Origin of the sequence: Alteromonas sp. W12, assembly GCF_001924945.1 — a bacterium.
GTDB classification, from domain to species: Bacteria; Pseudomonadota; Gammaproteobacteria; order Enterobacterales; family Alteromonadaceae; genus Alteromonas; species Alteromonas macleodii.
The window spans coordinates 35,887-52,472 of record NZ_LQXH01000008.1 but is presented as its reverse complement, the minus strand read 5'-3'; the positions used below and the strand labels follow the sequence as shown (position 1 = coordinate 52,472).

Here is a 16,586-nt window from a genome sequence, read left to right as displayed (position 1 = left end):
CGTTATCTCTTTTAAACCTTTGCCTACACCGCTGCGGCACCGCTCACAATCTCACTGATTTCTTGTGTGATTGCAGCCTGACGCGCTTTGTTATATACCAGTTGTAACTCATCAATGAGGTTACCGGCGTTGTCGGTTGCTGCCTTCATGGCAACCATTCGCGCAGCTTGTTCTGACGCCGCGTTTTCTACAACACCCTGATACACCTGAGACTCAATGTAACGAACCATTAGTGCTTCCAAAATTTCTTTTGGATCTGGCTCGTAGATGTAGTCCCAACGATGTTGATATTCTTCGTCTTCTGACTTTGGCAAAGGCAATAACTGATTGATCACAGGTTTCTGTGTCATGGTGTTAACGAAGTCATTGAATACCAAGAATACTCGGTCAATTTGTCCTTCGTCGTACGCTTTAAGCATAACGCGTACAACACCCACTACATCGCTCACAGACGGCTTGTCACCTAAACCAGATTCAGCAGCAAGCAACTTGCCACCAAAGCGGTTGAAGAAACTGCACGCCTTAGAACCTAATGCAGCGAAATCCACTTCTACACCCTGTTCACGCCATTTTTTGACGTCTTGAGTGACGAGCTTAAATTCATTGGTGTTCAAGCCACCACATAAGCCTCGGTCAGTGGAAATCACAATGTAACCGACGCGCTTGACTTCACGCTCTTCCAAATAAGGATGGCGATATTCAAGGTTACCGTTTGCAATGTGACCAATCACTTTAAGCATATTTTGTGCATATGGACGGCCAGAAGCCATGCGTTCCTGCGCCTTTTTCATTTTAGACGCAGCAACCATTTCCATCGCACTGGTAATCTTCTGAGTATTTTTGATACTCCCAATCTTACCTTTTATTTCTTTACCGCTGGCCATGACTATCTCTCCGATTACTCAACGAATTGCGCTGGTGGTTAAACACCAGCACCATTGATTACCAAGTTTGTGTCGCTTTAAAGTTTGTTAAAGCGTCGTTCAACTTAGAGGCAATCTCGTCGTTGTAGTTACCTGATTCGTTGATAGTCTTCATAAGGTCAGCGTGTTCGCTGTTCATGTAAGAGTGAAGAGCGGCTTCAAAATCTAGGATTTTGTTAAGCTCGATACCCTTAAGGAAACCTTTTTCTACCGCGAACAGAGATACACCCATATCAGCAATTGAAAGTGGTGCGTACTGCTTCTGCTTCATTAGCTCAGTTACGCGCTCACCGTGCTCAAGTTGCTCACGAGTTGCGTCATCAAGGTCAGAAGCAAACTGCGAGAACGCCGCAAGTTCACGATACTGAGCTAGGGCTAGACGGATACCGCCACCCAACTTCTTGATGATTTTAGTCTGTGCAGCACCACCAACACGAGATACCGAGATACCAGCGTTAACCGCTGGACGGATACCTGCGTTAAACAAGTCAGTTTCTAGGAAGATCTGACCGTCGGTAATTGAGATTACGTTAGTTGGTACGAATGCAGATACGTCACCAGCTTGCGTTTCGATAATTGGAAGCGCAGTCAATGAACCTGTCTTGCCTTTCACTTCGCCGTTTGTGTAACGCTCAACGTATTGTTCGTTTACACGTGCAGCACGTTCTAGTAGACGTGAGTGAAGGTAGAATACGTCACCTGGGTAAGCTTCACGGCCTGGTGGACGCTTAAGTAGTAGTGAGATTTGACGGTAAGCAACAGCTTGCTTAGACAAATCATCATATACGATTAGCGCGTCTTCACCGCGGTCACGGAAGAATTCACCCATAGTACAACCAGAGTAAGGCGCTAGGTATTGAAGCGCAGCAGACTCAGATGCAGATGCTGCAACCACGATAGTGTGGTCAAGTGCACCGTGCTCTTCTAGTTTACGTACTACGTTAGCGATAGTAGATGCTTTCTGACCAACCGCTACGTACACACATTTAATGCCTGTACCTTTTTGGTTGATGATAGCGTCAACAGCCATTGCTGTTTTACCACACTGACGGTCACCGATGATAAGCTCACGCTGACCACGACCTACTGGGATCATGGCATCAACTGACTTATAACCAGTCTGTACTGGCTGGTCTACCGATTGACGCTCGATTACGCCAGGTGCAATTTTTTCAACTGGCTCGAAACCAGCTGCGTCGATTGCGCCTTTACCATCGATAGGCTCACCTAGTGTGTTAACAACACGACCTAGTAGTGCATTACCTACTGGTACTTCAAGAATACGACCAGTAGATTGTACTTTATCGCCTTCTTTAAGGTCCGCATAAGGACCCATAACAACTGCACCTACAGAGTCTCGCTCAAGGTTTAGTGCAATTGCGTAACGGCTTCCAGGAAGCTCGATCATTTCACCTTGCATTACATCTGCAAGGCCGTGAATGCGGATAATACCGTCTGTTACTGCGACGATAGTACCTTCATTACGTGCTTCACTGCTTACATTGAACTGTTCAATTCTTTTCTTGATCAGTTCAGCAATTTCAGTGGAATTAAGTTGCATGCTCTTATCCCCGTTATGCTTGCAACGCGTCTGCTAGACGGTTCAATTTCGACTTTACGGAACCATCAATAACTGTATCGCCGGCATTAATTACCATTCCAGCGATCAGGGCAGGGTCCACGTTACAATTAAGCTTCACTTTACGTGCCAAACGTTTTTCCAAAGATGCAACCAACTCGTTTTGTTGTGCATCAGTCAGCGTAGATGCTGAGGTTACGTCCACTTCTATTTCTTTGTCGTAATCTGCTTTAAACGCATCAAACAAAGTAGAAATTTCAGGCAACGCGGCTAAACGTTTATTCTCAGCCAAAACCTTAACCAGGTTTTGGCCGTGTTCGTCGAGTTGCTCACCACAAACATTGTTAAAAATGTCGGCAAGCGTGTCAGCGGCAACCGCACCAGACAAAAGCTGGTGCATGTCATCGTTCGCTGCTACAGCGCCTGCAAAGGCGAGCATTTCTTGCCATTTTGCAACGGCATCTTTCTCGACAGCAAAATCGAAAGCAGCTTTAGCATAAGGACGAGCAACGGTTGTCAATTCAGACATGGCTCATCTCCCTATTAAAGCTCAGCGACAAGTTTTTCAACAATGTCGTTTTGTGCGTTTGCATCGATTTCACGTTGTAAGATTTGCTGTGCGCCAGCTACTGCAAGTGCAGAAACCTGCTTGCGCAAATCTTCTTTGGCACGATTGCGTTCAGCTTCAATCTCGGCATAACCAGAAGCGATAATCTTTTCGCGTTCCGCATGGCCTTTTTGCGTTTCTTCGTCAACCAATTGGTTGGCGCGCTTTTTGGCCTGCTCGATAATTTCAGCTGCTTGCGCTTTCGCATCTTTAAGCTGCTCTGTTGCTTTCGCTTGAGCTAGCTCTAGGTCTTTCTCTGCACGTTCAGAAGCTTCAAGCCCATCGGCAATTTTCTTCTGACGTTCTTCAATCGCTGCCATTAGTGGAGGCCATACATATTTCATGCAGAACACCACGAACACAGCGAAAGCGATTAATTGACCAATAAAAGTGGCGTTAATATTCACTATCGCCTCTCCTCATAAAAGTTCGCTAGAGTATGAATTAAAGTAGGTACTGAGGTGGAGCGAACAATAGGAATAGTGCGATACCAACACCGATCATCGCGATGGCGTCGATAAGACCCGCTACGATGAACATTTTAACTTGTAGTTGTGGTGCAAGTTCTGGTTGACGAGCAGCAGACTCTAGGAATTTACCACCTAGAAGACCGAAGCCGATAGCGGTACCAAGAGCACCCATACCAATTAGGATAGCAACTGCGATTGCAAGCATGTTTAAATCTCCGATTTAAAGTTTAGTTAAGGTTAATGTTTAAAATAAAACTCGGTTAAAAACGGTACCGGCAAACCTATTCCCGGTACCCGTTAATTCTTAGTGGTCTTCTGCCGCTAGGCTTAAGTACACGATGGTTAGCATCATGAAAATAAACGCCTGAAGCGGAAGTACCAGAATATGGAACACAGCCCACATGAAGTGCAGTGGAAGCTGGAAATAACCAATTGTAGCAATCAAAATGAAGATTAGCTCACTGGCATACAAGTTACCGAACAAACGCAGCGCTAGTGAAAGCGGACGCGCAAGCAAAGTAACGGTTTCAAGAATAAAGTTCACCGGAATGAAAAGCGGGTGACCGAAAGGCTGCATAGTAAGCTCTTTAGTAAAGCCACCAATGCCTTTCATCTTGATTGAATAGTAAAGAATTAGGATGAATACACCCGCCGCTAGTGCAAACGTAAGGTTAAGGTCAGTGGTTGGAACTGCCTTCATGTATACGTCGTGTGGATCCATACCAAACGCTGAAGAACCAATTAGGCCTGCGATAGTAGGCAGCACGTCAACAGGGATAAGGTCCATAAGGTTCATTAGCAATACCCATACAAAGATAGTCAGTGCTAATGGCGCAATAAGTGCGCTCTTACCGTGGAAAGTGCTCTTCACGTTATCATCGACAAACTCAACGATTAGCTCAACAAATGCCTGCATTTTGCCAGGCACGCCGGTTGTAGCTTTTGAAGCAACGCTTCTAAAGATAATTAGGAAAAGAAGACCAAGACCGATAGACCATGCCAGTGTATCAACATGCCATGCCCAAAAACCAGCGTCAGAACACGCTTTATTAAAAGCTATTCCGTTGTCAGTTGAGCACATGGTGGCATTGGTCAAGTGGTGCTTGATGTATTCTGAGGTAGTGTATTCAGATGCCATTGTTTAACCCAAGTTGTAAAGTGTAAAAATTTGGTGACTGGTTCTTTAGTCTCAATCGGTCGATTACGTTGTTTTCGTTATCGCAACGCCATGCGTTGTCTTTATTCTTTCGTACCGTAGTGAAACATGGCTAGCGCATGGCTAGCGGTTGTAATCACGAACGCTGCAAAAATCTCAAGCGGCGTAGCATTCAAGCCTTTAAACGCAATTACAAATAAAATGATTGTCAGTGCCAGCTTCATTTTTGAGCCTTGGCTAAAACTTCGTGCAACAAGGTCGTTTTTACTGGCGCCTGCATAGCGAAATGCAAAGCCAGCAAACACTATTGTAGGCAGTATACTTATTAAGGCACCTGCCGCTGCCGACATGGCGGAATGACTTCCTCCTGCGGCGCCTGCGAAAGCGGTAACGACTAGGGCTGTAATAGCCTGAAAAAGTAGCCCTTTCTTGGCGAGGTCTAACCCGCGTTTTGCTAACTTGTTCGTCACTTTTACTCGCAGCTTGTTCACGTCTTACAAAAAGCGTCAGAAGTATACTGTTTTACCGACAATTTTCAACAGTACAACGCTTTTTGAAAGTTATTCTGAAAATTTTCTATTGCTATAACCGGAAAGGAGAGTGTCCGGCGTTTGCACCGAACAGCGTATCAATTGCGGGTTGGCAAAGGGAGCTTCTCTACTAATTTTATTTTAAACTATTGAATTTTAGAGATAATTCCATCTAATTGTTCAAGATCACTAAAGCTAATTGTCAGCTTGCCTTTGCCTTTCGCATTGTGATCAATACTCACAGGAGTGCCTAAATTTTCTGAAAGTCGTGTCATAAGGTTTTGCACATCGGGATCAACTTTCTTCTCAGGCTTAGGTTTAGCTGGCTCCAAAAGCTTTTTAACAAGCTTTTCTGTATCGCGCACGGTAAGACCTTTGCCCGATACTACTTGCGCAGTTTCCGACTGGGTATCACCTTCTAGCGCTAACAGCGCTCTAGCATGACCCATTTCAATATCGCCATGCTCGACTAACAGTTTCACGTCGTCGTTCAAATTATTCAGACGAAGTAAATTTGTCACTGTGGTGCGTGATTTTCCCACCGCTTCAGCAACTTCTTGATGGGTAAGCGCGAACTCATTCATTAAACGGTCGAGGGCTTGCGCCTCTTCCATGGCATTTAAATCTTCACGCTGGATATTTTCGATAAGCGCAATGGCCACCGCCGCTTCATCAGGCACGTTCTTAACCAAACAAGGCACTTCGTCTAGCTGTGCCAGTTGTGAAGCTCGCCAGCGACGTTCACCGGCAATGATTTCATAGCGGTGCTCGTCGACTTTTCTCACTACGATAGGCTGAATAATACCTTGCGCACGAATGGACGATGCCAATTCTTCTAATGCCTCAGGTGACATGTCTTTACGAGGCTGATACTTGCCCGGCACTAAGTATTCAATAGGGAGCTTGCTTAACTCACCGTTGGTTGAATTTACCTCGGCGGCATCTTGTTCTTTTTGAGCAGATGATTGGCTGGTTGCGAGTAGCGCATCTAAACCGCGGCCAAGGCCTCTTTTACGTGCTGACATAGTGTCCTCTATGGCATGTGCTGATAGTGTTCAGCTTATTGTCGTTTAACTTGCTTTTGCCTGTGCAGGCGTTGTTTTGTCCCTACGACGCAGTATTTCACCCGCCAGTGCCAAGTAGGCTTTAGCGCCTGTCGATGATTTATCATAGTACATCGCTGGCGTACCGAAGCTTGGTGCTTCAGCTAGACGAACATTGCGCGGAATAACCGTGCGATAAACCTGTTCACCAAAATGGCGCTTCAACTGTTCTGAAACGTCGTTAGCAAGGCGATTGCGCGGGTCGTACATAGTACGCAATACGCCTTCAATCTTCAATTCTGGATTCACTACGGATGCCAATTTTTGAATGGTATCCATAAGGGCAGTGAGGCCTTCTAGTGCGTAATATTCACACTGCATAGGCACCATTACCGAATCGGCAGCCGCCAAGGCGTTCACCGTTAACTGGTTTAGCGAAGGCGGGCAGTCGATAAAGACAAAATCGTAGTAATCCATAACGGGCTTCAGCGCATTGCGAAGCCTTACTTCACGGGCAAACATTTCCATCAGCTTGATTTCTGCCGCGGTTACGTCACCGTTCGCCGCGATGAGGTCATACTTGCCGCTTGTCGCTTTAACGATAACATCGTTAATTGGCTTTTCTTCAATCAACAATTCAAATGCCGTAGATTCAACGTCGTATTTATCAACGCCGCTTCCCATGGTCGCATTACCTTGTGGATCGAGATCAATGAGCAACACCTTACGTTTGGTTGCTGCCATTGACGCTGCCACGTTAACTGCGGTGGTTGTCTTTCCAACACCACCTTTTTGATTCGCGATCGCGATTACCTTAGCCACGTTAGATCCTGTTCTCGTCTATTTCTATTTTTCGGCTATTTCTTTTTTAGCCAAACCAGATGTCGTTCGCCTACCAAATTTGGCACAGTGAGGTTTTCCGTTTTGCTCACATGGAAGTGATCACTCACTTCGCCTATCTCATCTTGTGGAAACTGACCTTTAAGCGCCAAAAATTGACCTTCTGAATCTACCAGATGCTGACACCAGTGCAACATATCTTTTAGCGAAGCGAAAGCTCGGCTTAGCACAATATCGTAAGGTGTATCGCCATTGTGCTCTTCAACGCGGCTTTGCACAGGAGTTACGTTAGTTAATCCAAGCGTGTGCACACATTGAGTCATAAACCGTACACGCTTGCCCAATGAGTCTAGCAATGTGAATGATTTATCTGGAAACGCGATTGCCAACGGCATACCTGGAAGGCCAGGGCCCGTTCCAACATCAATGATATTGTTACCATCAAGAAAGGGCACAATCGCCAGCGAATCTAGAATGTGTTTCACCATCATTTGCTTGGGATCGCGCACAGAAGTCAGGTTGTACGCCTTATTCCATTTGTCCATAAGCAGCACATAGTCAACTAACTGCTGCTGTTGCTTATCACTTAAATCTAGTGAAAGGGCATCGAGTCCAGACACCAAAATGGTGTGCAATTCTTGCTGTATCGTCATCGAAAAATCTGTCTGTTCGCGTTAATGTTTTTTGCTCTACACAGTCCATACCATAAACACGCGTGGCGAATCGTTATTTGCCGCTCATTTACAGCCGTTTGTTATTGCAGCTCTTCATGCTCGATACAAGTAAGCTTGAAGAAGGCACATGAATTAATCAAAGCCGCACAACGAATGTAAATTGGTGCAATGGGACAGTGTGAAAAGCGCCGAGTTTTTCTAGTTTTCGCATAGTTTAGGCAATTATGATTATCATAATACGCGAATAAATAGGAAAAACTAAGCGCTGCGAGTAATGTGTTGAGTTAAGCGCGTGTTTTACGCACTGATTTTCTCTTGCTTGCGCAACATGCCGTGTTTTTTAAGGTAAACCAGTAGTAAAGAGATGGCCGCAGGGGTAATGCCCGAAATACGCGATGCTTTACCGATAGTTTCCGGTCTGGCTTCGGTTAACTTGGCTACAACCTCGTTCGACAAGCCGGAAATCTTGCTGAAGTCCATATCAACTGGCAACAATGTATTTTCGTGTCGCTGCGTTTTCGCGATTTCATCCATTTGACGGGCAATGTAGCCGGCGTACTTAATTTGAATTTCCACTTGCTCTGCAGCAATCGGATCTTCAAGACCTGGGCCAACACTTTCAATTTCCATTAACTGACCGTAAGTCATTTCAGGTCGACGGATCAGCTCTTCAAGAGAATGTTCACGACTCACCGGATTTTTCAGCATGGTATTGAGTTCCGGCGTTGCCGCGTGATCAGGGTGGATCCACTGACCGCGTAGACGCTGCAGCTCACTTTCTACCGCTTCCATCTTATCGTTAAATTTCGCCCAGCGCGCATCATCAACAAGACCAATCTCTCGGCCCATCGCGGTTAAACGGCTATCGGCATTGTCTTCACGAAGCAGTAGTCTGTATTCTGCACGGCTAGTGAACATGCGGTACGGCTCTTTCGTACCCATGGTGGCTAAGTCGTCGATAAGTACGCCCATGTATGCTTGATCGCGGCGTAAAATCATCGGGTCTTTTTCTTGAACTTGTAGCGCTGCGTTTGCGCCTGCTACTAACCCTTGCGCACCCGCTTCTTCATAGCCAGTGGTACCGTTAATTTGGCCAGCAAAGAACAAACCTCGAATAAACTTCGTTTCCAGTGTTTGTTTCAGATCGCGTGGATCAAAGAAATCATATTCAATCGCATAGCCCGGGCGAACAATGTGCGCATTTTCGAAACCTTTGATCGAGCGGACAAGGTTCATCTGTACGTCAAATGGCAAACTGGTTGAAATACCATTTGGATAAACTTCAATGCTGTTTAAACCTTCTGGCTCAACAAAAATTTGATGCGATGTCTTATCTGCAAAACGGGTGATCTTATCTTCGATACTTGGGCAATAGCGCGGTCCGATACCTTCGATAACCCCTGTAAACATGGGTGAGCGATCTAATCCCCCGCGAATGATATCGTGGGTTTTTTCGTTAGTGTGGGTGATATAGCACGGGATCTGTGTAGGGTGCATGGTTCTATCACCCATGAACGAAAATACCGGCGTAGGATTGTCACCAGGTTGAGGCTGCATTACAGAAAAATCTAACGAGCGAGCATCAAGTCTTGCTGGTGTCCCAGTTTTTAAACGGTCAACACGAAACGGAAGGGCACGTAGTCTATCTGCAAGTGCGATAGACGGTGGATCGCCGGCACGACCGCCGCGATAGTTTTCAAGGCCAATGTGAATGGTTCCGCCAAGGAAAGTACCCACTGTCAGTACCACTGACTTGGCTTTAAACTTCAAGCCCATTTGCGTAACAACACCGCATACCTGATCGTTTTCAACAATCAGATCGTCAACGCTCTGTTGGAACAAGGTTAGGTTTTCTTGATTTTCAACAATGTCGCGAATAGCGTTTTTGTAAAGCGTACGGTCCGCTTGCGCACGCGTTGCACGAACAGCTGGGCCTTTAGAAGAATTCAATGTTCTAAACTGAATACCACCTTTGTCGATAGCCAGTGCCATTGCACCACCTAACGCATCGATCTCTTTTACAAGATGGCCTTTACCGATCCCACCAATTGCAGGGTTACACGACATCTGGCCTATCGTCTCAATATTGTGAGTGAGCAACAGCGTATTTGCACCCATGCGAGCAGCTGCAAGTGCCGCTTCTGTACCTGCATGTCCACCACCTACAACGATGACATCAAATGCTTCAGCATAAAACATGGTTAAACCTCACTATTAACTTACGATAAGCCGATTAAAAACTAATTTTTCTCACGCAGAGACTGCTGAAAAAAGGGCGCGTATTTTATCTGACTTATTGGATAAAGAAAATGATTAAATTTTCCTCAAAACCTGTTTTTGAAAAGGTGTGATCGAATTATAAGATCTTAAGATCTCTTTTAGATCTGTTTATTTTTACTTTTATTAGGATCATCAAGATCTGTGGGTAACCGATCAAAGCACATAAAGATCATCAAGTTACGCGATCAATAACATTGGGAAACCCCGATCCATAACCCTACCTCAAACTTGTGTATAAATGGCCTTTTTATCCACACCCCGAATCGTTTGAAAAGTTATTCTTTTTTCGATCAAAGCTTATGCACAGTGGTTTGTAGGATCCTATCCACAGGGGTGATCAAGATGTGATCCAACTGGGGATAAAATGTTTGCTATTTATGTATCGCGATCAAAAGATCGTGTAGATACGTGCGTTATAGCGTGATCACATTGTGGAGGAGATCTTTTCCAAAAGCTGTGATTAGATCGCCCGATCGCATTTATCAACACCTTCAAAAAAAGTGCACTTTTTTTATTAACGACAAGATTATTTTTTCAAAACAGCCCATTTTTCAGAAGAAGAACATAGGAGCTGACCAAAATACAGTCACTTTTACAAGCAAGAAGTCGGTCTGTAAGAATGGTTATTTGTTTAGCTGAAGGAGATCGTTGAGTGTATCTATGAATTAAAACCGTATTGTTTTGGTAAAAGCGTGATCAATAGGCTAAGTGATTCGCTATTACCTGGCACAATAGGAACATGCAATAAGGTTTAATGAAGGAAAAGACCTAGCAGAGTAAGAGCTAGGTTTCGAGAGAGAGGAAACCAGGTGCTATTAGCGCACCTGATTGGGTTGATAGCGTGGCTGTGAAACAGAGCCTTGCATGTCTTCTTGTTCAATGGTTAAGCCTTCACGGCGGCTTGGGCCTTGGAACCTAACCTTATAGGTATCGTATTCTTTTATCGACTCAAAACAATAGGGGCCAAGGGCATTTTCAAGTTCGGCTAAATTGTGATTGGTGATCAAAATACAGTTTTTCTTGTTTACCAAGCGTTGTCTTAGCAGGTTACCAAACCAACTCTGCGCATTTTTCTTTAACACGCTTTCGTTTACACACACCTCATCAAGAATAAGCAGATCAACGTCTAGCAGTTCCTGATTGATCTCCCTGAAGCGCTGCCCCGCATTGTCCGAAGCCCCAAAATCAAACGAGAAATTGCGCATTTCAAGCAGTGTAGACAGTTGACGATAAAGCACTGAAATTTCGTACTGCTCTATAAGTTGATGGGCAATGGCACCGGCAATATGTGATTTACCACGACCGTAATCGCCGTAAAACAGCATCATATGCGAGCCACTTTGACGCCATGCTGGGTCGTCATGGGCAGCAATGAAAGACTGAGCTATAGATACGGCTTCAATCACATCGTCACTGTCTTCAACTAAGTTGGCGAAGGTCCATTTAGGATTCAGATCAGAACGGCCATGAATAGCCTCTACACGCGCTTTTTTACTACGCTGCTGTAGTTGTGATACTTCTTCGTTCGCTTTCGCCTCGTACTGCTTACGAAGCGTTTTATAGTCGATGTATTCACGATTGGGATCGACGTCTTTGTTGAGCGCTCTCGCTAAGTTAGCAATTTTGTCGGTTATACGATCCATAACGAATTAACTCTTCTTAGTTGCGGCATACTTTTCCACCAGCTTTCTAGCATTATCATCTGCTTCTATGCCGGCTGCAACTTTCACTTGTTGCGTTCCCACCACTTTTGTTGGGGCGTAGCCTGAAGCGAGACGCTTACGCTTGATATTGTTGGCAAACTTTTGTGTCCATTGAAATTCGCTAAACACTGAACTTGGTCTTCCCAACCAATAGGCAATGAATTCACCCACTTCGTTGTCATCAAATGTTTTATCGATAATACCCAGTAGCGAGGCCATTTCTTCAAACAACGCCTTGTTGGGCGTCCAGTTAGGGGTCATGGCGCTATGACGGGCGTGTAGTTGGTCGAAGTCTGACTGTGGCTCGCTTAGAAGCGGAAGAAGTAGGGTTTTCCCGTTGATTGTATGCTCAAGATCAAGTTCAAGGGGAAGGGCAACCAAACCCACTTGTTCAAGCTGCTTCACCAAGCTATTGATTTGACGACCGCGTTGGTAAGGCTCGTCTTTGCTGTCGCCGTTTAGCAAATTCAATAATTGCTTATAATCAATAGGTGCTGACGATGTCGTTGCCGAATTTGCACCTGTTCGAAGCCCAAGTAAATACAGTACCCGGCAATCGTTAGAAAGGGGAGATTGCAACGCCGCCAGTTCAGCTTGGGTAAGGTTGCTGTTCATCGCATTGGTTCCACGTAAAAACGCTTGTTAAGCATTGGCCAGCTTTTCGTCAAACCATTCTACGGCGGCATCTTCAGGGATAGGGTGTTCTAGCACATCGATGTATAGCGCGTCGGTAATTAACGTGCCACCTGCGTTTTTAATATGCTTTTCCATTTCTTTTGCGCCGAAACAAAAGGTGTCGTAACTGGTGTCACCTAGCCCAATAACGTAGGCATTTACTGCGCTTAAATCCGCGCCCTCTAGCTGTTTTGCGAACGGCTGGATGTTGTCAGGTAATTCGCCAGCACCGTGTGTTGATGTACACACGATCCACGTTGATTCTGTTTTAATCTCATCTAAATTTGGTTCAGCGTGAATAGTGTGGGTGTGCCCGCTCGCATCAAGTTTTTCCGCAATGGCATCTGCCACGTATTCTGCGGCGCCTAACATGGTGCCAACGATGATTTCAAAATGCTTGCTCATTACTGGGTCGCTTCTCTATTTACAATTGTCGTCTTAACGTAAGTACGGCTTATCCGTTACGTTATTCACCATCTTACTTATAACTTTATTGGTTGCGCTACTTACCAATACAGAACGATGAAAAAATCTTACCAAGTAGGTCGTCTGACGTGAATTCACCGGTTATCTCACATAGTGCCTGGTGAGCCAAGCGCAATTCTTCAGCAAGCAACTCACCCGCCATAGCGTCATGCAGTTGTTGTTCGCCAGTGCTTACATAACTGTAGGCTTGGTCGAGTGCATCTATGTGTCGTCTGCGCGCAATAAATTGACCTTCAGTTGTAGTATCGAAGCCCATGGTTTTTGCCAGATGTGCTTTTAGCGTGTCGACGCCGCTACCTTCTTTGGCTGATAGATTAATGACTGAGATATCGCCTTGCTCGGTGGCAACCGTGCTTTGTCCAATATCTAAGGTACTAAGGTCGGCCTTGTTGCGAACTACGGTAACGGGGATGCCTTGTGGCAATCGGGCCATAAATTCTGGCCATATTTCATAAGGGTCGATAACAGCAGTTGCGGTAGAGTCTACAACGAATAATACGTGGTCAGCTTCATTGATAGCTTGCCACGCGCGCTCAATACCAATTTGTTCCACTTTATCTGGGCTTTCTCGAAGTCCTGCTGTGTCGATAATGTGCACCGGCATACCATCAATGTGAATATGCTCTTTAAGCACGTCTCGCGTGGTACCGGCTATATCGGTAACAATGGCGCTATCTCGTCCTGCCAGGGCGTTTAATAAGCTCGATTTACCGGCGTTAGGTCGCCCCGCAATCACCACCTGCATACCTTCGCGCAACAAGGTGCCTTGTTTAGCCTGTTCGCGCACTTTGGTTAAGCTTTGCATAATTGCGCTTAAGTCACCTGATACTTTCCCATCAGATAAGAAATCAATTTCTTCTTCAGGAAAATCGATGGCCGCCTCTACGTACATACGGAGGTGCACGATTTGGTCAGATAGCGTTTGAATTTGTGTAGAAAACTCACCCTGTAGCGAGCGCAGCGCACTTTTTGCTGCCTGTTTAGAACTTGCATCAATCAAGTCGGCAATCGCCTCTGCTTGCGCAAGGTCTAATTTATCATTTAAAAAGGCTTGTTCACTGAATTCACCTGGATTGGCAAGCCGGGCATCGCCCGTTGCAAGCACGGCATCAATCAGCATGTCCATGACAACTTGACCGCCATGGCCCTGCAGTTCAAGTACATCTTCACCGGTAAATGAGTTAGGCCCTTTAAAAAACAGTGCTATGCCCTGGTCTATTACGCTGTTGTTAGCATCAACAAACGGCGTATAGGTCGCAAGACGTGGTGTTAGTGCGCTTGGTACTAACGCCTCTGCGATGGCTTTAGCCTTAGGACCTGAAACACGTACAATACCTACGCCGCCACGACCGGGCGCTGTCGCTTGTGCGGTAATAGTGTCGGTAGAAAGGGTGAGTGATTCCATAATTAGTCGCGGAAGTTCTTAAATTGGAAAGGTTGGCCTAAGTTCGACTCTTTAACCAGCGAAATCACTTGCTGCAAATCATCACGCTTTTTACCTGTTACGCGAAGTTCTTCGCCTTGAATAGCCGTTTGCACTTTGATTTTGGCGTCTTTCACCAGCTTCACAATCTTCTTCGCCATCGGCTGCTCAATACCTTCTTTAAAGGTAATGGTCTGACGGTAAGTTCTACCGTGTGCATCGTAGGGTTTAACATCCATAGATGAAGTGTCTACGTTACGTTTCGACATCGCCGTTCTAAACATGCTTTCCATTTGCTGAAGTTGGAATTCAGCTTCAGCTTTCATGACCACGGTTTTATCTTTGTACTCAAAGCTCGCGTCAATACCGCGAAAGTCGAAACGCGTTGATAGCTCACGGCTTGCGTTTTCAGTGGCGTTACGTACTTCTTCCATGTTGATTTCAGAAACAATATCAAATGATGGCACAGGTTATTCCTCTTAAGACAAAACAGCCCGCATAGGCGGGCTGTATAATTCATTGACCAGCGTGTTATTTACTGCTGATGCCCCGCTTCTCCATTGAAGCATAAATCATTTTGGCTTGAACCAAGGTAATCACGTTACTGACTAGCCAGTATAGTACCAGACCTGCAGGGAACCACAGGAAGAATACACTCATTGCTACCGGCATCCATTGCATGATTTTCTGCTGCATTGGATCAGTAATGGTGGTTGGCTGAAGTTTTTGCAATAGGTACATACTTGCGCCAGTTAGAATTGGCAGCACAAAGTACGGGTCTTTTGTAGAAAGGTCAGTGATCCAAAGCACAAAGTCTGCGTGACGTAGTTCAACACTTTCCATCAGTACCCAGTAAAGCGCAAGGAAGATAGGCATTTGCAGAAGAAGAGGTAAGCAACCGCCCATTGGGTTTACTTTCTCTTTGCGGTAAAGCTCCATCATAGCTTGAGACATTTTTTGTCTGTCGTCGCCAAAACGGTCTTTTAGCTGCTGCATCTTAGGTGCTAAGTTGCGCATACGTGCCATTGACTCGTATTGCTTCTTAGTTAGCCAGTACATCGCGCCTTTCACTACAATAGTGATAAGGATAATTGCCACACCCCAGTTATTAACTAGGCTATGAAGGAAGGTAAGAAGGGCGAACAGCGGCTGTGAAATCCAGAAAAGAATACCGTAATCAACGGTTAGGTCTAATCCGCGCGCAATTTTCGCTAGGCTTTCTTGATCTTTAGGACCCATGTAAAGGGTAGATGCAAGGGTTTTGGTTTCACCAGGCGCTACGCTTTCAGACGGAGACAATACACCAATTACCGCATACTGATTTTTCAGATTACGAGAATAAAGCGTGTTAGTTTGCTCTTGTGAAGGTACCCATGCTGATACAAAGTAATGTTCAAGCATGCCAACCCAACCCGCTTTCGTGGTTTCGCGTAGGTTGTCATCTTCAATCTCGTCGAACGAGTACTTCTGGTAGCGGTCATCTTCCGTTGAAAATGCAGCACCACGGTACGTTGGCATAAACATGTTACCGTCGTCTTCAAACTCCATCACTTGCTTAAGCTGTGCATACGGCTGAACCGTTGCTGCGCTGCCAGTACCATTTTCCACGCTATAGCTTACGTTTACGTCGTACTGACCTTTAGTGAAAGTGAAGGTTTTGGTAACTGACAAGCCTTGGTTGTTTTTCCATGTAAGAGGAATAACAAGGGTGTCGCCAGTCATTTCATAATAGTCACTTTGTGCATTATACACCGGGCGGCCACTGCTGCTTGCATCAGGCCCTTGAGCACCGATTAGGCCACTTTGCGCTACATAAAGACCGTTGCCAGAGCGAAGTAGGCTGTAAGGAATATCCGAACCTTGCTCTACCGGAAACTTAAGTAAGTCTGCTGATACTACATCGCCGCCTAGCAAATCGATGCGTAAATCAAGCGTATCGGTTTTTACTTCAATAATGCGGTTTGAGCTTTGCGCCGCTGCGATAGGTTGTGCAGCAGGAACGCTATCACTACTAGGTACATCTTCGCTGCCATTTTCATTAAATGACGGTACGCCTTGTGATGTCTCTTGCGTTTGTTGTTGCTCAACAGGCACAACTGGCTGTGGCCCATAATCTTTTTGCCATGATTGCCAAAGCAAAAAGCTAACTAGCGCAAGGCCAATTATCAGAAAACTACGTTGCGATTCCATAGAGGTC

Annotated in this window: 17 protein-coding genes; all 17 read right to left on the bottom strand. The window is 45.5% G+C overall.

Annotated features, from left to right (window positions below; genetic code table 11):
- Nucleotides 1-23: 23 nt before the first annotated feature.
- Nucleotides 24-884: a F0F1 ATP synthase subunit gamma gene (gene atpG / locus AWH61_RS11635; protein WP_012520217.1), complete on the bottom strand. Its 861-nt coding sequence runs from the start codon at nucleotides 882-884 to the stop codon at nucleotides 24-26.
- Nucleotides 885-942: 58 nt separating this feature from the next.
- Complete coding sequence (gene atpA, locus AWH61_RS11630) at nucleotides 943-2,484, bottom strand: F0F1 ATP synthase subunit alpha (protein ID WP_014951450.1); 1,542 nt, start codon at nucleotides 2,482-2,484, stop codon at nucleotides 943-945.
- 13 nt (nucleotides 2,485-2,497) lie between these two features.
- On the bottom strand, nucleotides 2,498-3,031 hold the full coding sequence (gene atpH / locus AWH61_RS11625) for a F0F1 ATP synthase subunit delta (protein ID WP_014951451.1): 534 nt from the start codon (nucleotides 3,029-3,031) through the stop codon (nucleotides 2,498-2,500).
- Nucleotides 3,032-3,045: 14 nt separating this feature from the next.
- On the bottom strand, nucleotides 3,046-3,516 hold the full coding sequence (atpF, locus tag AWH61_RS11620; protein ID WP_075177147.1) for a F0F1 ATP synthase subunit B: 471 nt from the start codon (nucleotides 3,514-3,516) through the stop codon (nucleotides 3,046-3,048).
- A 37-nt stretch (nucleotides 3,517-3,553) separates the two neighbouring features.
- Nucleotides 3,554-3,784 (bottom strand): F0F1 ATP synthase subunit C, encoded by a 231-nt coding sequence (gene atpE, locus AWH61_RS11615; protein WP_075177146.1) that lies wholly within the window; start codon nucleotides 3,782-3,784, stop codon nucleotides 3,554-3,556.
- Between the two features lie 99 nt (nucleotides 3,785-3,883).
- Nucleotides 3,884-4,717, bottom strand: a complete 834-nt coding sequence (gene atpB, locus AWH61_RS11610; RefSeq protein ID WP_075177145.1) for a F0F1 ATP synthase subunit A — start codon at nucleotides 4,715-4,717, stop codon at nucleotides 3,884-3,886.
- A gap of 101 nt (nucleotides 4,718-4,818) precedes the next feature.
- The gene (locus AWH61_RS11605) at nucleotides 4,819-5,205 is read right to left on the bottom strand and encodes an ATP synthase subunit I (RefSeq protein ID WP_075177315.1); all 387 of its coding nucleotides are present in this window, start codon (nucleotides 5,203-5,205) and stop codon (nucleotides 4,819-4,821) included.
- A 206-nt stretch (nucleotides 5,206-5,411) separates the two neighbouring features.
- On the bottom strand, nucleotides 5,412-6,290 hold the full coding sequence (locus tag AWH61_RS11600; protein ID WP_014951454.1) for a ParB/RepB/Spo0J family partition protein: 879 nt from the start codon (nucleotides 6,288-6,290) through the stop codon (nucleotides 5,412-5,414).
- A 45-nt stretch (nucleotides 6,291-6,335) separates the two neighbouring features.
- Entirely contained in the window at nucleotides 6,336-7,130 is a 795-nt protein-coding gene (locus tag AWH61_RS11595) for a ParA family protein (RefSeq protein WP_014951455.1), read from the bottom strand.
- A 35-nt stretch (nucleotides 7,131-7,165) separates the two neighbouring features.
- The gene (gene rsmG, locus AWH61_RS11590; protein WP_075177144.1) at nucleotides 7,166-7,801 is read right to left on the bottom strand and encodes a 16S rRNA (guanine(527)-N(7))-methyltransferase RsmG; all 636 of its coding nucleotides are present in this window, start codon (nucleotides 7,799-7,801) and stop codon (nucleotides 7,166-7,168) included.
- 318 nt (nucleotides 7,802-8,119) lie between these two features.
- Complete coding sequence (mnmG, locus tag AWH61_RS11585) at nucleotides 8,120-10,021, bottom strand: tRNA uridine-5-carboxymethylaminomethyl(34) synthesis enzyme MnmG (RefSeq protein ID WP_039228881.1); 1,902 nt, start codon at nucleotides 10,019-10,021, stop codon at nucleotides 8,120-8,122.
- An 896-nt stretch (nucleotides 10,022-10,917) separates the two neighbouring features.
- Nucleotides 10,918-11,745, bottom strand: a complete 828-nt coding sequence (locus AWH61_RS11580) for an ATP-binding protein (RefSeq protein ID WP_014951458.1) — start codon at nucleotides 11,743-11,745, stop codon at nucleotides 10,918-10,920.
- A 6-nt stretch (nucleotides 11,746-11,751) separates the two neighbouring features.
- Nucleotides 11,752-12,420, bottom strand: coding sequence for a DnaT-like ssDNA-binding domain-containing protein (locus tag AWH61_RS11575; protein WP_015000151.1), 669 nt, complete (start codon nucleotides 12,418-12,420; stop codon nucleotides 11,752-11,754).
- Nucleotides 12,421-12,447: 27 nt separating this feature from the next.
- On the bottom strand, nucleotides 12,448-12,885 hold the full coding sequence (gene mioC, locus AWH61_RS11570) for an FMN-binding protein MioC (protein ID WP_014977843.1): 438 nt from the start codon (nucleotides 12,883-12,885) through the stop codon (nucleotides 12,448-12,450).
- A gap of 97 nt (nucleotides 12,886-12,982) precedes the next feature.
- The gene (gene mnmE, locus AWH61_RS11565; RefSeq protein ID WP_014951461.1) at nucleotides 12,983-14,371 is read right to left on the bottom strand and encodes a tRNA uridine-5-carboxymethylaminomethyl(34) synthesis GTPase MnmE; all 1,389 of its coding nucleotides are present in this window, start codon (nucleotides 14,369-14,371) and stop codon (nucleotides 12,983-12,985) included.
- Nucleotides 14,372-14,373: 2 nt separating this feature from the next.
- Nucleotides 14,374-14,856, bottom strand: a complete 483-nt coding sequence (locus AWH61_RS11560) for a YajQ family cyclic di-GMP-binding protein (protein ID WP_014977844.1) — start codon at nucleotides 14,854-14,856, stop codon at nucleotides 14,374-14,376.
- Between the two features lie 64 nt (nucleotides 14,857-14,920).
- A complete protein-coding gene (gene yidC / locus AWH61_RS11555) occupies nucleotides 14,921-16,579 on the bottom strand; it encodes a membrane protein insertase YidC (protein ID WP_069945256.1) in 1,659 nt (552 codons plus the stop codon).
- Nucleotides 16,580-16,586 lie beyond the last annotated feature (7 nt).

Coding starts and splice junctions, on each gene's coding strand:
- AWH61_RS11600 (WP_014951454.1), bottom strand. CDS start 6,290: ATGTCAGCACGTAAAAGAGGCCTTGGCCGCGGTTTAGATGCGCTACTC.
- yidC (WP_069945256.1), bottom strand. CDS start 16,579: ATGGAATCGCAACGTAGTTTTCTGATAATTGGCCTTGCGCTAGTTAGC.
- mioC (WP_014977843.1), bottom strand. CDS start 12,885: ATGAGCAAGCATTTTGAAATCATCGTTGGCACCATGTTAGGCGCCGCA.
- atpB (WP_075177145.1), bottom strand. CDS start 4,717: ATGGCATCTGAATACACTACCTCAGAATACATCAAGCACCACTTGACC.
- mnmG (WP_039228881.1), bottom strand. CDS start 10,021: ATGTTTTATGCTGAAGCATTTGATGTCATCGTTGTAGGTGGTGGACAT.
- atpA (WP_014951450.1), bottom strand. CDS start 2,484: ATGCAACTTAATTCCACTGAAATTGCTGAACTGATCAAGAAAAGAATT.
- mnmE (WP_014951461.1), bottom strand. CDS start 14,371: ATGGAATCACTCACCCTTTCTACCGACACTATTACCGCACAAGCGACA.
- AWH61_RS11575 (WP_015000151.1), bottom strand. CDS start 12,420: ATGAACAGCAACCTTACCCAAGCTGAACTGGCGGCGTTGCAATCTCCC.
- AWH61_RS11580 (WP_014951458.1), bottom strand. CDS start 11,745: ATGGATCGTATAACCGACAAAATTGCTAACTTAGCGAGAGCGCTCAAC.
- rsmG (WP_075177144.1), bottom strand. CDS start 7,801: ATGACGATACAGCAAGAATTGCACACCATTTTGGTGTCTGGACTCGAT.
- atpE (WP_075177146.1), bottom strand. CDS start 3,784: ATGCTTGCAATCGCAGTTGCTATCCTAATTGGTATGGGTGCTCTTGGT.
- atpG (WP_012520217.1), bottom strand. CDS start 884: ATGGCCAGCGGTAAAGAAATAAAAGGTAAGATTGGGAGTATCAAAAAT.
- atpH (WP_014951451.1), bottom strand. CDS start 3,031: ATGTCTGAATTGACAACCGTTGCTCGTCCTTATGCTAAAGCTGCTTTC.